Source organism: Vibrio sp. 1731 (genome assembly GCF_033339955.1).
Classification (GTDB): domain Bacteria; phylum Pseudomonadota; class Gammaproteobacteria; order Enterobacterales; family Vibrionaceae; genus Vibrio; species Vibrio alginolyticus.
The window spans coordinates 1-11,428 of the sequence record NZ_JAWOVO010000030.1 but is presented as its reverse complement, the minus strand read 5'-3'; the positions used below and the strand labels follow the sequence as shown (position 1 = coordinate 11,428).

General features: G+C 42.2%; 17 protein-coding genes. 11 read left to right on the top strand and 6 right to left on the bottom strand.

Going from position 1 to position 11,428, the window contains the following annotated elements:
* Positions 1 to 372: 372 nt before the first annotated feature.
* Together R7035_RS22820 and R7035_RS22815 are read right to left on the bottom strand one after the other, a co-directional pair.
* Positions 373 to 1,137 carry a replication initiation protein gene (locus R7035_RS22820; RefSeq protein ID WP_301949734.1) on the bottom strand — a complete coding sequence of 255 codons (765 nt, stop codon included), beginning with the start codon at positions 1,135 to 1,137 and terminating at the stop codon, positions 373 to 375.
* A 285-nt stretch (positions 1,138 to 1,422) separates the two neighbouring features.
* Entirely contained in the window at positions 1,423 to 1,584 is a 162-nt protein-coding gene (locus R7035_RS22815; RefSeq protein WP_175424386.1) for a hypothetical protein, read from the bottom strand.
* A 163-nt stretch (positions 1,585 to 1,747) separates the two neighbouring features.
* Between R7035_RS22815 and R7035_RS22810 the strand changes: the two genes are divergently transcribed.
* From R7035_RS22810 to R7035_RS22780, 7 genes are all read left to right on the top strand, one after another.
* The gene (locus tag R7035_RS22810) at positions 1,748 to 1,873 is read left to right on the top strand and encodes a hypothetical protein (RefSeq protein ID WP_301949735.1); all 126 of its coding nucleotides are present in this window, start codon (positions 1,748 to 1,750) and stop codon (positions 1,871 to 1,873) included.
* 113 nt (positions 1,874 to 1,986) lie between these two features.
* The gene (radC, locus tag R7035_RS22805) at positions 1,987 to 2,433 is read left to right on the top strand and encodes a RadC family protein (protein ID WP_229625181.1); all 447 of its coding nucleotides are present in this window, start codon (positions 1,987 to 1,989) and stop codon (positions 2,431 to 2,433) included.
* Positions 2,434 to 2,475: 42 nt separating this feature from the next.
* Positions 2,476 to 2,814, top strand: coding sequence for a helix-turn-helix domain-containing protein (locus tag R7035_RS22800; RefSeq protein ID WP_229625180.1), 339 nt, complete (start codon positions 2,476 to 2,478; stop codon positions 2,812 to 2,814).
* A 126-nt stretch (positions 2,815 to 2,940) separates the two neighbouring features.
* Positions 2,941 to 3,210, top strand: a complete 270-nt coding sequence (locus R7035_RS22795; protein ID WP_318146277.1) for a hypothetical protein — start codon at positions 2,941 to 2,943, stop codon at positions 3,208 to 3,210.
* An 87-nt stretch (positions 3,211 to 3,297) separates the two neighbouring features.
* Entirely contained in the window at positions 3,298 to 4,053 is a 756-nt protein-coding gene (locus tag R7035_RS22790) for a ParA family protein (protein ID WP_140344399.1), read from the top strand.
* On the top strand, positions 4,053 to 5,201 hold the full coding sequence (locus R7035_RS22785) for a ParB/RepB/Spo0J family partition protein (protein WP_318146276.1): 1,149 nt from the start codon (positions 4,053 to 4,055) through the stop codon (positions 5,199 to 5,201). Before R7035_RS22790 ends, R7035_RS22785 begins: the two co-directional genes overlap by 1 nt.
* A 54-nt stretch (positions 5,202 to 5,255) precedes the next feature.
* A complete protein-coding gene (locus R7035_RS22780) occupies positions 5,256 to 5,546 on the top strand; it encodes a hypothetical protein (protein WP_301949738.1) in 291 nt (96 codons plus the stop codon).
* A gap of 83 nt (positions 5,547 to 5,629) precedes the next feature.
* Here R7035_RS22780 and R7035_RS22775 read toward each other — a convergent pair whose 3' ends face one another.
* Positions 5,630 to 6,253 (bottom strand): SprT-like domain-containing protein, encoded by a 624-nt coding sequence (locus tag R7035_RS22775; protein ID WP_318146275.1) that lies wholly within the window; start codon positions 6,251 to 6,253, stop codon positions 5,630 to 5,632.
* A gap of 369 nt (positions 6,254 to 6,622) precedes the next feature.
* Here R7035_RS22775 and R7035_RS22770 point away from each other — a divergent pair, with 369 nt between their 5' ends.
* From R7035_RS22770 to R7035_RS22755, 4 genes are read left to right on the top strand one after another with little or no spacing between them, the layout of a single operon-like run.
* Positions 6,623 to 7,114, top strand: a complete 492-nt coding sequence (locus tag R7035_RS22770) for a hypothetical protein (RefSeq protein WP_069547454.1) — start codon at positions 6,623 to 6,625, stop codon at positions 7,112 to 7,114.
* A 3-nt stretch (positions 7,115 to 7,117) separates the two neighbouring features.
* Complete coding sequence (locus tag R7035_RS22765; RefSeq protein ID WP_318146274.1) at positions 7,118 to 7,636, top strand: plasmid mobilization protein; 519 nt, start codon at positions 7,118 to 7,120, stop codon at positions 7,634 to 7,636.
* The gene (locus R7035_RS22760) at positions 7,626 to 8,615 is read left to right on the top strand and encodes a relaxase/mobilization nuclease domain-containing protein (RefSeq protein WP_318146273.1); all 990 of its coding nucleotides are present in this window, start codon (positions 7,626 to 7,628) and stop codon (positions 8,613 to 8,615) included. Before R7035_RS22765 ends, R7035_RS22760 begins: the two co-directional genes overlap by 11 nt.
* Complete coding sequence (locus R7035_RS22755) at positions 8,612 to 9,166, top strand: hypothetical protein (protein ID WP_301949743.1); 555 nt, start codon at positions 8,612 to 8,614, stop codon at positions 9,164 to 9,166. Before R7035_RS22760 ends, R7035_RS22755 begins: the two co-directional genes overlap by 4 nt.
* Positions 9,167 to 9,529: 363 nt before the next feature.
* Here R7035_RS22755 and R7035_RS22750 read toward each other — a convergent pair whose 3' ends face one another.
* The 3 genes from R7035_RS22750 to R7035_RS22740 form a co-directional block, all read right to left on the bottom strand.
* Positions 9,530 to 10,033 carry a hypothetical protein gene (locus tag R7035_RS22750; RefSeq protein WP_318146272.1) on the bottom strand — a complete coding sequence of 168 codons (504 nt, stop codon included), beginning with the start codon at positions 10,031 to 10,033 and terminating at the stop codon, positions 9,530 to 9,532.
* A 150-nt stretch (positions 10,034 to 10,183) separates the two neighbouring features.
* Positions 10,184 to 10,768 (bottom strand): hypothetical protein, encoded by a 585-nt coding sequence (locus tag R7035_RS22745; RefSeq protein WP_318146271.1) that lies wholly within the window; start codon positions 10,766 to 10,768, stop codon positions 10,184 to 10,186.
* Positions 10,769 to 10,868: 100 nt separating this feature from the next.
* Positions 10,869 to 11,282, bottom strand: a complete 414-nt coding sequence (locus tag R7035_RS22740) for a hypothetical protein (protein WP_258498245.1) — start codon at positions 11,280 to 11,282, stop codon at positions 10,869 to 10,871.
* Between the last annotated feature and the right edge of the window lie 146 nt (positions 11,283 to 11,428).

The window sequence follows — 11,428 nt, the reverse complement described above, 5'->3', positions numbered from 1 at the left end:
TAACGCATCCTGGCCACGGAGAAAACGTTGCTGTTAACGCATCCTGGCCACGGAGAAAACGTTGCTGTTAACGCATCCTGGCCACGGAGAAAGCGTTGCTGTTAGGCGGGTTCTAGCCCACGGAGAAAGCGTTGCTGTTAGGCGGGTTCTAGCTCACGGAGAAAGTGTTGCTGTTAGGCGGGTTCTAGCTCACGGAGAAAACGTTGCTGTTAGGCGGGTTCTAGCTCACGGAGAAAGCGTTGCTGTTAGGCGGGTTCTAGCTCACGGAGAAAGTGTTGCTGTTAGGCGGGTTCTAGCCCACGGAGAAAGTGTTGCTGTTTGCTCCCGGAGAAAATGTTGCTATTAGATCTATTATCACCGGAAGCATAACAACTAAAGTAACAAAGCAGCTTTAGGATCGTACCGCAATTTAAAAATTACATGTGTGTATGCCCTTCCCTTTCCCTCACGAGTCAAGAGAAAGCCTTTTTTATCGGGATCAGTAGGAACCCAACAACCCTCTGATTTCTCGATAATATCCGCTATAGGCTTCTTAATGGTCTTTCTGACAAGCGCCTCAGTCCTTTGATATTCACCGTCTTCAAGCCCTATATAATCCCTATAATCTTGGATCTTAAACTTAATCTCTTTACTAGGGTTGTGTTTCCACTGAGACAACGCTTTTAGTAATCGACGCTCATAACGACCACTAAGAGAAACAAACAACTTGAAATCCATTTCTGAAAAACCAGCTTCAACATTTTCAGCAAGCAATTCAGCCACACTAGGAGACATTTCTATAAAGAAAGTCTGCCCCATGTGATAACGAACCCGCGATATAGGAGAAAAAACATCAAAGCCCTGATCAGATGAATACGAAACATCGCGCCTTACCAGAGATCTAGCGGCTGGCTCTAGAGTTTTGCGTAAATTATCAACGGAACATTGAAACAACGTTGTCAGTTCTTCTTCTGAAAACTCAAATTGATAAGGTATCGGTTTCTTTTCAAAATCATCACTTTGCTTTATTTGAGTGCTATTAAAGCCCACAACTTTTGATATTTCACACAACACGAGAGCAAAAACATCTTGTTCAGCAGCTCCAAGAGCAGCAGGAAACACATTTATTGGCTCCCTGAATTTACTAAGTTTTTTCATAATTAGACCTAACCAACAAATATTTTCTTGTGCCCCGAATAATTACAGCAACAACTTAAAAAGTAAAGTTGCTATTTGTACTTTTTGGGATGCTGGTCAAATCTTATCCACACTATCTGTTGATAAGTTGTTGAACTGGCGGAGAAAGTGTTGCTGTTAGTACGGAGAAAAAGTTGCTGTTACCGGAGAAAGTGTTGCTGTTTAACGTGATCTTACGGAAGATCTGTTGCTGTTACCGGAGAAAGTGTTGCTGTTCAACTCTAAAAACCTTTCAAATACAATGGGTTACAAGCCACTAAAAAGATCTAAAAACTCTTTAAAAACCTTTAAAAACTTTATTATTAAAAAGAAACTGATCCATTGTGAATAACTCATCACCGATGCTTGTCTGATGGAAAAGCTATTGATGCAAGGAGACGCATCAACAAGCTTTACCACAGCCAGCATAAAACCTCCTTACTCGCTTCAAGTAACGCTCCGCTATCAATAAGTTTTTTTATTTTTTTATGAAAAGACCAAAAGCCAGTCTGAAACTGATCGTAAACATCACGAGAAGCAGCTTGAAGAACGCCAGGTAAGGATTGATACCAGCAGTCAAGAGTTAGTCGAAGTGAGAAGCAAGCTCGATGCTGAAAGGGAAAAGCTCAGTACAGCTATAGAGCAAAGAGCCATGCTAGAAGGTGAGTTGAACGCATTGAAAGATAAGGAAAAAATAAAAGGAAAGGCTGAAAAATAATACTCAAAAAAAACGCTCGATATGTGAAAATAAAGTAGACACCGCCCCAATGGGGCGGTATAATTACTATGAAAGGTCGGGAATGGTTCCATGACCTGCAACGGAGAAACGCTATGTTTACACCAGACGAGCAACACATCATTGACCAAGCAGCCGCTATTTTTGCAAAAAAAATCAAAACTTGTGATGCCTTTACCAGTCCTGATCTAGTTAAAGGCTTTTGCCAAACCCGCCTTGCTACATCTGAGCGTGAAATTTTCCTGCTGCTAATACTCGATAATCAGCACCGACTAATTGAGGCTGTAGAGCTTTTTCAGGGAACGATTGATAGTGCCTCTGTATATCCGCGTGAGGTTGTAAAGTCCGTTCTCAAGCATAACGGGGCGGCCTGTATCATCGCACACAACCATCCCTCTGGCGTTGCAACCCCATCTAATTCTGACCGCCGCATAACGCAAAGAATAAAAGACGCGCTGGCGTTGATTGATGTTCGCACTTTGGATCACATAGTGGTTAGTGTTGAAGAAACTTATTCTTTCGCTGAACATGGGATAATTTAATTACGACTGCGCGGCACGGTGTGCCGCGCTAAGGCTTTTAATATGAGTGAAAATAAAACGCTATACAGCAATCTTGAATCGCAAATTACGCTCGATGATTTAATGAACTCTCAATGCGCTTTGCCTTTGAGTGATCCCGATTATCTTTCACCAACGCCAGAGCAAATAAAGTGGTTACGGGCTTATCTCGGATTGTCTCAAGCCAAATTAGGCTATTTTCTCGGTAAGACGGTAAGCTCAAAAGGCTGTTCTATTGTGCGGAAATGGGAAACCGCAAGCGATAAAAAGGAACACCGAGAAATTGATGCAAACGCATGGCGCAGAATGCTATATGCTGCGAATCTAGCAAGTCCCGAAGATGATATTAAGCAAGTTAGGTAATCAATCAAATATGCAAAAAAATAGCTTGATATAATACCGCTAGTGTATTATATTATATGTATAGGCATTGAGCACCACCACTTAGTTCAATGCTGAATTAACCCTTCGACTATTGAGGATAAAAACATGACTTGTAAAAATTGTGATGCTGGAATTTGTCAAAATCGCTGTGATGTCAATCAGCTCGAATCCCCTCTTAACGCATCAAAGCAACAGCTTCTGTCTGTTCTGAATACGCAATTCAAAGGCGAAACATTCACGCACTTCGCTGCAATGACATGGTCTACACGTGACAACCTGGAAGGCTGGAAAGAAGCTTGGGCTGAAATGGTTGCATCAGGAGAGCTTGTTTTTGTAGAACAGCGCACGTTGGGGGCGCGTTATAAAGTCGCTTAATTAGTAATACGGGCTTTTTCGTGCGCACGAAAAAGCCCATAATTGCGGCAACATAGAAGACATTTGAATCAAAGAAGGATTAGAACCATGCAGACCATCACGGTATCCAATCAAAAAGGTGGCCCAGGTAAAACAACAATCGCTCTACACCTGGCCATGTTTTTGTCGGAGCAAGGTAAGCGAGTGCTTTTTATTGACCTTGACCCTCAAGCCAACGCTTCAAAAACGCTAAAGGTTTTTCACTCTGTTTCAGAGATAGTCGCTAGTCAATTATTCAATCAAGAAGTAGTTAGTGTTGAGCCGCAAGAGCGCATCACACTGATTGAAGCCGATGAAGCAATGGCTGATATTGAACGTGCTCAACCTCAAGTGTTAGCGCAATTCAAAAAGAACGTAATCAACCTAAGTGAGTCTTTTGATTATTGCGTCATTGATACCCCGCCAACTTTAGGTTTGCGCATGACTGCCGCACTATTAGTTGCTGATCACGTGTTAGCTCCAATCGAGCTAGAGGAATACAGCATTGACGGTATCACGAAAATGTTAAAGACCATTTTTGGCGTTAAAGAGAAATGGAACCCTGACCTAAACTTTTTAGGCATGTTACCAAACCGCTTTAACTCTCGCTCTGCCGATCAGAAAGAGACACTAACAAGCCTTATTCAAAACTACTCTCACTTGCTTATTCGTGCGCGAATTGGCATTAGAACGTCAATCCCTGCGGCATTAAAAAACGGCGTTCCTGTATGGGAAGTAAAAGGAAGTTCATCAGCTCGTGAAGCTGGTAAAGAGTTTCAAGAAGCATTCCGCATTATCTTTGAAAAAATGGGAGGAGTTGAATAATGACTACGGATACTAAAAAGAAAGGTGCTGATTTATCAGGGCTAGATGATTTCAACCTTTCAGATCTAATGAGTGGCAGCTCGAAAAAAAAAGAGAGCCAAACACCAGAAGTTACAGTTGAAGCGGGTAGCATTTCTTATGCGCCATTAGAAAACTTCCATGAAGACCCGGACAATGCGAGAAAGGAATTTAACCTTGATAAACTTCAAGAGTTGGCCGATTCAATGGAACAGATCAACCCAACTACCGGAGAAAGGCGCGGTATTCTCGAACCTTTATCTTGTAAGCGTCACCCGGACATTCCAGGCAATCTAATTATCTTGGGTGGCAACCGTCGATTTAGGGCGGCGGGTATGGCTGGACTTGATCAAGCTCCTTACATTATTAAGGATGAATTAGACGACTTTGATAAATTCGTCCTTAATGACCAACGCGAAAACCTTAGTCCTCTCGAAGTAGCGATGTTCATCAAAAACCGCTTAGATGCCAAACATAAAGCGGGTGAAATTGCTAAGGCACTTGGCCGTCCAGCGTCTTATGTATCAGACCATAAAATATTCTTTGATATGGCTGACAGCATTCGAGATCTTTATGACAGTAACTTATGTCGCTCAATGCAAGCGTTAGCTTTGCTGCATCGTGCTTACAAGAAGAACCCTAATGAAATTGATGCTTACTGCTTGCAAGCGTCAGAGGATAACCAAGAGTTGACCACTTCCCAGGTTCGAAAGTTTCTAGAGTCCTTGAAAGCCCCAACTAAGAACGACTCACCGAAACCACAAAAGCCGGAGCAGGAACAACCAGGTGCAACAAATGACGAAGAAGAACAACTGTCATTTGATGGCGTTAATGCTTCTGAGAGCAGCACAGAGGACGAAGCGGAGCAAGGCTTTAATGATACCTCTGAATTTCAGAAAGACACGGATACCACCAACTTAGATAGTCAAGCCGATGCGCTTTTAGCACAGTCTGATACTGACAAGATCAAGAAAGCTATCATCCAAGTTCAATATGATGAACGTGCAGCCCGATTGATTACTAATCGTCGCGCAGCATACGGTCTAGCATGGATTAAATATGATGATGATGGCGAGGAAATCGAAGTGGATTTAAACATGGTCAAACTGGTAGCTGTTATCGAAGCGTAAACATGTATCGCCCTTTGTTGGGCGATATCTCTATCTGTCATAGGGTTACTTGTCATGACCGAATATGCAGCAATATTGATGAGTCATAGCGGCTGTTACATCACGAACAAGAACAACTCAATTCGTTTTATCCCTCTCGGCCATCACCCCGACTTTCAATCTGCCATTTCTCACGCTTGCCAAAGTTTAGACTCAGTTGAAATCTATGCTGGCGTGCTAAGGACTGATAAAGCATTAAGGTATTGGGTTGCATCACGCCGGGAGTTAGCCGAAGCATCACAGCAGTTGTCCAAAGCGATCAGGGAATCTGAGGAAGGAAAAGAAGAAAATGAAGCCGACGAATAGAGACCAATTAGCGAAGCGCAGCGAGTCTATTTGTCTCTAATCGTTGGCCAGTAAGACCCGCAGGGGCGCGCTAGTACAAACCATTAGCACGCTTCAAAAGTTACATCACAATCACCGCAAATCAAGTTTAGTGAAGGTTTACCCCACACATTCACGCCGCACTCAGGACAAGTGAATTTTGCTCTAGTTTGCTTTTGTTCTGGCATTTCCATCAGCATTTCACTTAGCCCTTCGGCCATATCTCCAACTGTGCCGTTCTCGATGGCAGCTTGAAGTTTATCCCTGTCTGGAAACTTATCAGCCCATGATATACGAAAGTCGCCAGTAAGTAGGGATTGGCAAAGATCATCAAAAACACTTCCTTCGATAATGTAGTCGGCCATTTTGTCGCCTGTCTTATCTCCCCCTGGCTGACCTGTTGATGATGGCATCAAACCGATGCTTTCCATCTTATTGGCCCACTCTTTATTGTGGTATCCACGGCGTCCAGGCTTTCCAAAATGGTACTGCCATAAGTGAGTCATTTCATGCACCAGAGTTTGCATTACTTCTTCCGGTGGACATACCGCGAAGTAAGCCGGGTTCATCGCTATTTCATCAGTCTTATCACCATCACGACTAACGAACCTTTCAGGGGAGAAGTAACCGTATGTTTTTTTCTCGCGCTGTAGGGTGATCAGGCAATTGGCTATCAAATAGATTTTCATTGAAGTAATCGTATGCAATTTGTAATTCGTCGTAGGTGGTTTCTGTTGGCTTCATTTGGCGTCCCTATTTTTCTTTTTGTGTTTTTGGTTTGTACAATCCAAATTATGATCGCTACCTTTTGGTTGTGCAATCGTTTTTATATCATTTTATATTTTTGGATTGTGCAATCCAATTCAACTAAGCCACATCAAAAAGGCAAGCCCCGCAGGGGCGCGGCAGCTCTGCGAGGCCAAAAAGCGATTTTCGTACGCACGAAAAGATTTGGGGGTTTAAGGCTAGGGCAGGATTCGCATTTTGCTAGCAAAAAGTACCAAAATGCCATATACTCCCCCCATGCCCCCCAAATTACTATCAACAAGGAGTGTTTTATGATCGAAGCTAATCAAGTAGAAACAAGCGCCATTGGTGGTGTTTCCTTTACACGATTTCGCCTATCTTGGGTTGCTTATCTACGCCCTTTGTTAGTTCTGCCTATCTTGTTAGGCATTACTTTTTTGCTTGCTGGCTTTCACCAAGCAATCATTTACGTTGGTTCGGCGTTGGCTGTTTTGCTGACGATTTACAAAATGGCGCTACTCAAAAGCACATACCTTTTCGCAAATGACGAAGGGGTTTGGGTATACAGTGGAATTTTCCCCTGGTCACGTGGTGCGGGTGGTGTTCGATGGCGAGACATTGACGACGCCCAATTCACTACTGGATTTATCAATTGGCTGTTCAAGGCATACACCATCAAAATCAATCACCGATTTACAAAAGGCAATGAGATTTCATTACCACTCGTTAAGAACGGTGATAAAGCAGTAGACCGCATCAATGCGCTTCATGGTTCTTATCTGCGAAATGGTGGAGGCTACTAATTTATGGCTCAAACGAAAGCGCAGCTTACTGAACAAGAAAAAACCGCGTGGAAACAGTTTTGTGATGATAATGGCACGACTGAATCTAAAATGATTCGGATGATGATCGGCAAGGTTGCCCGTGGTGTTTTAGAAAGTGAAACCGACTTTCAAAAGCAGCCAAAGACAAATCAAGTCAATATTAGGTTATCAACTTCTGATCAACAAAAGCTTACTAAGAAAGCAAAACTAGAAGGGTATCCCAACCGCACCAAGTGGACTACGGCTGTAGTTTTGAGAGCGTTACATCAAGAGCCTGTTTTATCTGAGCAAGAAATTGCGGCCTTGCGCGAGTCAAACCGAGAACTGGCCGCGATAGGGCGAAACCTAAACCAAATAGCACGTACTTTAAACATCGAGTTTAGAGAAGGGGATCGGTTAAAGCTTGAAGCTGTAGAAGCCCTCACAGCTCGAATAGAACAGCATAAAGATAGTGTTGCCACTTTGATAAACAAAAACATGAATAGGTGGAATGATGAGTAGCCTACTTCACGATACGATTTCTGATCTGCTCGATGGCAGTGTAAAGAATAAATCGAACAAGACAGGCAATCTTGCACGAGCAAAAAAAATTGCCAATGGTGCGCCGGAAGTGATGGTTAAGATTAGTGGCCATACCAAAGGCGCTGATCACGTTAAAGCTCACCTGGATTACATCAGCCGTAATGGAAAAATTGAAATTGAAGATGAAAGGGGAGAAACGTTAAAAGGTAAAACTGCGGTTAGGGCGCTGGCTAAAGATTGGTCACAAGACCAGGGCAAGAAGCGAAAGAATAGCCGAGACACAACGAATATCGTTTTATCAATGCCATCTGGAACCGAAGCTAAAGACGTAAAGAACGCTGCTCGCGCTTTTGCGAAAGAACAATTTAGTGAGAACTATCAATATGTGTTCGCATTACATACCGATACGGAAAGCCCACATGTTCACTTGACCGTGAAAAACTTAGGCTATGATGGCCGTCGATTACATGTAAATAAAGGCGACCCGCAAACCTGGCGTGAAAAGTTTGCAACTCAATTAGAACGCCGAGGTGTAGAAGCTGAGGCCACATCGAGAGCAACGCGAGGTGTTATTAAAAAAGGTGTCCATCAAGCAATTATGCACATCAGAGAACGAGGTTTAACGCCGGAAGTTGATAAGGCGAAAATTAAAGAAATTATTGAAGATTTCAACCATCAACGAAACGGTGAACCTACTAAACCTAGACCTTGGGAAGATAAAATTCAGTCTCGCCAAACTCATGTGCGCAAAGCCTGGTTAACGGCTGCAAAAGAGTTAAGCAAGAGTGAAAACCAAGACGATCAAGAGTTAGGGAAAAGTATTGCTACCTTTGTTAGTGAAATGCCTCCAATGAAGACGGAGCGCCACGAACTACAGCAAAAGGTTGCTGAATCTATCAAAAATAAATCACAGAGCCGCGACGACAAGCAAAGCGACCATGAACAGGATGAACGATGAACGAACAATATAACCTGGAAGATTACCGGGCAGATCTCTTTGAAGCTCATGCTAAATATACAGAAGTTGTCAGGGCGCGTTGTGTTGGTTGTAACTCTGTAATCACTCCTTTGAGTGATGATGAAATTCATGAAGTTAAAGCGTCTGCCAATGGGTACAAAAATCAACTTTTGAGTGCGGCGGGTAAACGGCTACGAGCTGGCATTGCGTTGCGTCTACTGGATGAACTAAAAGGGGATTTTGATCTTACCGCCACACTCGCTGTTTACGTTAGTAAAGAGTTGCTAGGCCGCGCTATTAATCGAAATCTACTCATCGAGCGTTACGCTACTAAATCAAGAACTGCCGCAGATAAGACCGTCGATATTGCCCGTTTATCGCTGATCACCCAAACGCCAGAATTTGAGTTGGCTAAAGTTGAGCTGGCCAATACCTTGTTAAAGGCGAAAGACATAAGGCTAGAGGTAAGCGAGAATGTGTTTCAAGGTGGTGAAGGGGAAGCATTTAAGCTCTTGTCTCAATCAGCGATCAAATACAAATCGTCGTTATGAATAGTACCAGGTGAGGCCTTGTTTTTTAACTTAATAGTAGCTAATATATATATGTATTAGCTACTATTTAAAGCCGAAGGCAACGATATGTGTAGGAGAGGAATAAGTTTGATACTAAGCAGTCAAGTAACCCTGTTTGTACCGTTTTAAATGATACTCACCCAGAAATAAAGATTCATACTAATTCCTACTACAAAGTCTGAGTCACGCTACAACTGAGTTTAATAAAGTATCATACTGGTTGTCTTGGGCATCCACGGATTGAGCGGTCCCATTCAAACACGTTTCTGGACAAAACCTTCTTAGCTCATAAGGCTTAGAGCTAGCTGTTCAGATAAGAAAAAGTACCTGAAACCTTAAATGTTATACACCTTTTATCAGCGCTTTCCAGTCCACATACTTACCGATGTTGGTTAGATTACTTTGGTCAATATAACGTGACTCGAGGTATCGTTGACAAAGAGAAACATATTCTAAAACTGCTTGATAAACCTGATCACTATCCGCCGAACGGGGAAAACTTATCTCAGGCACTAACTTATGAGTCACATACTTAAATTGCTTTCTACGTGATTTTACAAAACGTTTCTTATCATCCTGCCAATATGAACCACGTATTTGATTGCCCATGATATGTATCTCTATGTACCCAATAACCTCATTAAAGTCCCATGCCCCGCCGTATGTATCACATAGGTGTGCTCTAAAACGATTAAACCAATGAGGGTCTTTGATAGCGTACTCTCTTTTAAACTGCTCATCTGGTCCACCAAATATCGACTTTTCTATAAATAACTCTCGTTGAGTGTAATACTTTCGTTTTTCGATTCGATAGACTGGGAGAGTTACAATATTAATAGATTTCAAGCCAATACCTCTATAAATTGAGCCGTTGGTGCATAACGCTAAGCTAAGTGACTACAAACGCCCCACTAAACGTAAAATTACCACCGTAGATACATAAAGCCAATCTGAACTAAAACCGCCACGCGTTTGCAGTCCGACTTAAGCGACGTGTTATATTGTGGCTTCGTAGTTCTTTTTAACCATTTCTAGTATGCGCTTTAGATACCTAGAAAAGATTTTGTCCCACTCTAAAATTAAAGTTGAAGCATCTGCATCATGATATAGAAAACCGCTTTCATGATTGGCGGAGTAACCTTTCAATTTGCCCTGTCGAAGAGCATGACGGTCTAAAATAAAGCTATGTTCTTTGACTTGTCTACCACCGCGATTTGCGCCATGAGCAGCAAAACTGTTTCGAATATCAAAGATTGTACAGCCTTGAATTTCGCTTAATTCAAACTCTATCCCCATTTTTCTAAGAAGAACTAACATGGCTTGCTGCTGCATATAAACAGCATTAAGGACACCATAGAAGTACAAATACAACTCACCAAAAGATAGCGACTGATTTCGCTCGAAGAACGAATGTTTTGCTAATTGGGTGTCTTCTAATAGGTAAAAACTGTCAATGATTGAGTTGTAAGCGTCACTCGTAGCCACAGATACTATGGGATATAGCTCTTCATCATGGTCAACATTACAAGAATGGTCAGAGATAATCTCCCGAGTCAAAGCTATTATTTCATCAATTTCCAAACGCTGAACTCCAAAAACAATATAAGGCCCAGTTAAAGGGTGAAGCACGCAATGACCAAGCCACCGCATTGCACTTCAACATTGAACAATTTGTTATGTGTTAATTCCATTCGTTGATATAGTCGATTGCAAATTCTATATATGCTATTAACTCTTCAACGCATTGAGGGAAATAATACTCAGCATCATCAGGGTGTAAGTTGTCTTTAGGCAATAATGTGTATTCAATTTCATCGTTGAACAAAGGGTAAAGATTATGAGTAAGGTAGTTCCGACGAACCAGTATAAACGCCAAAACTTCACTAAGCTCCTCAGTGACTAATTCATGTTCTTTACAGCTCCCAACAAGTTGACCTAACATAGCTCGGCTAAGGTTGTATCGCACTTTAATACTACTCGCGAGAACAATTGACTTTAATGCCGATTCCAACTTTCCAGACATCAATAACAATCGCCCCAAGCTTTCACAGAAACGCTCACTTTTGAGTAACTCATCATAAAACTCTAAAGACATTTCTGGATTACTCCTTTACACATGGACAGTTAAGGGGTGAAGGGGTCTGAAGCCCAATGGAACGAAAACGTACTATAAGGACTTCCTCCCGATGTCAATGGGTGCTCTGAACGCAATCACAATGAAGATTAAGATGCAGTACTATA

Excerpts from the sequence above, each read along its gene's own strand:
- R7035_RS22795 (WP_318146277.1), top strand. The coding sequence starts at position 2,941 with ATGACTTGTAAAAATTGTGATGCTGGAATTTGTCAAAATCGCTGTGAT.
- radC (WP_229625181.1), top strand. The coding sequence starts at position 1,987 with ATGTTTACACCAGACGAGCAACACATCATTGACCAAGCAGCCGCTATT.
- R7035_RS22775 (WP_318146275.1), bottom strand. The coding sequence starts at position 6,253 with ATGAAAATCTATTTGATAGCCAATTGCCTGATCACCCTACAGCGCGAG.
- R7035_RS22785 (WP_318146276.1), top strand. The coding sequence starts at position 4,053 with ATGACTACGGATACTAAAAAGAAAGGTGCTGATTTATCAGGGCTAGAT.
- R7035_RS22770 (WP_069547454.1), top strand. The coding sequence starts at position 6,623 with ATGATCGAAGCTAATCAAGTAGAAACAAGCGCCATTGGTGGTGTTTCC.
- R7035_RS22760 (WP_318146273.1), top strand. The coding sequence starts at position 7,626 with ATGATGAGTAGCCTACTTCACGATACGATTTCTGATCTGCTCGATGGC.
- R7035_RS22820 (WP_301949734.1), bottom strand. The coding sequence starts at position 1,137 with ATGAAAAAACTTAGTAAATTCAGGGAGCCAATAAATGTGTTTCCTGCT.
- R7035_RS22815 (WP_175424386.1), bottom strand. The coding sequence starts at position 1,584 with ATGCTGGCTGTGGTAAAGCTTGTTGATGCGTCTCCTTGCATCAATAGC.
- R7035_RS22800 (WP_229625180.1), top strand. The coding sequence starts at position 2,476 with ATGAGTGAAAATAAAACGCTATACAGCAATCTTGAATCGCAAATTACG.
- R7035_RS22780 (WP_301949738.1), top strand. The coding sequence starts at position 5,256 with ATGACCGAATATGCAGCAATATTGATGAGTCATAGCGGCTGTTACATC.
- R7035_RS22790 (WP_140344399.1), top strand. The coding sequence starts at position 3,298 with ATGCAGACCATCACGGTATCCAATCAAAAAGGTGGCCCAGGTAAAACA.
- R7035_RS22765 (WP_318146274.1), top strand. The coding sequence starts at position 7,118 with ATGGCTCAAACGAAAGCGCAGCTTACTGAACAAGAAAAAACCGCGTGG.
- R7035_RS22740 (WP_258498245.1), bottom strand. The coding sequence starts at position 11,282 with ATGTCTTTAGAGTTTTATGATGAGTTACTCAAAAGTGAGCGTTTCTGT.
- R7035_RS22755 (WP_301949743.1), top strand. The coding sequence starts at position 8,612 with ATGAACGAACAATATAACCTGGAAGATTACCGGGCAGATCTCTTTGAA.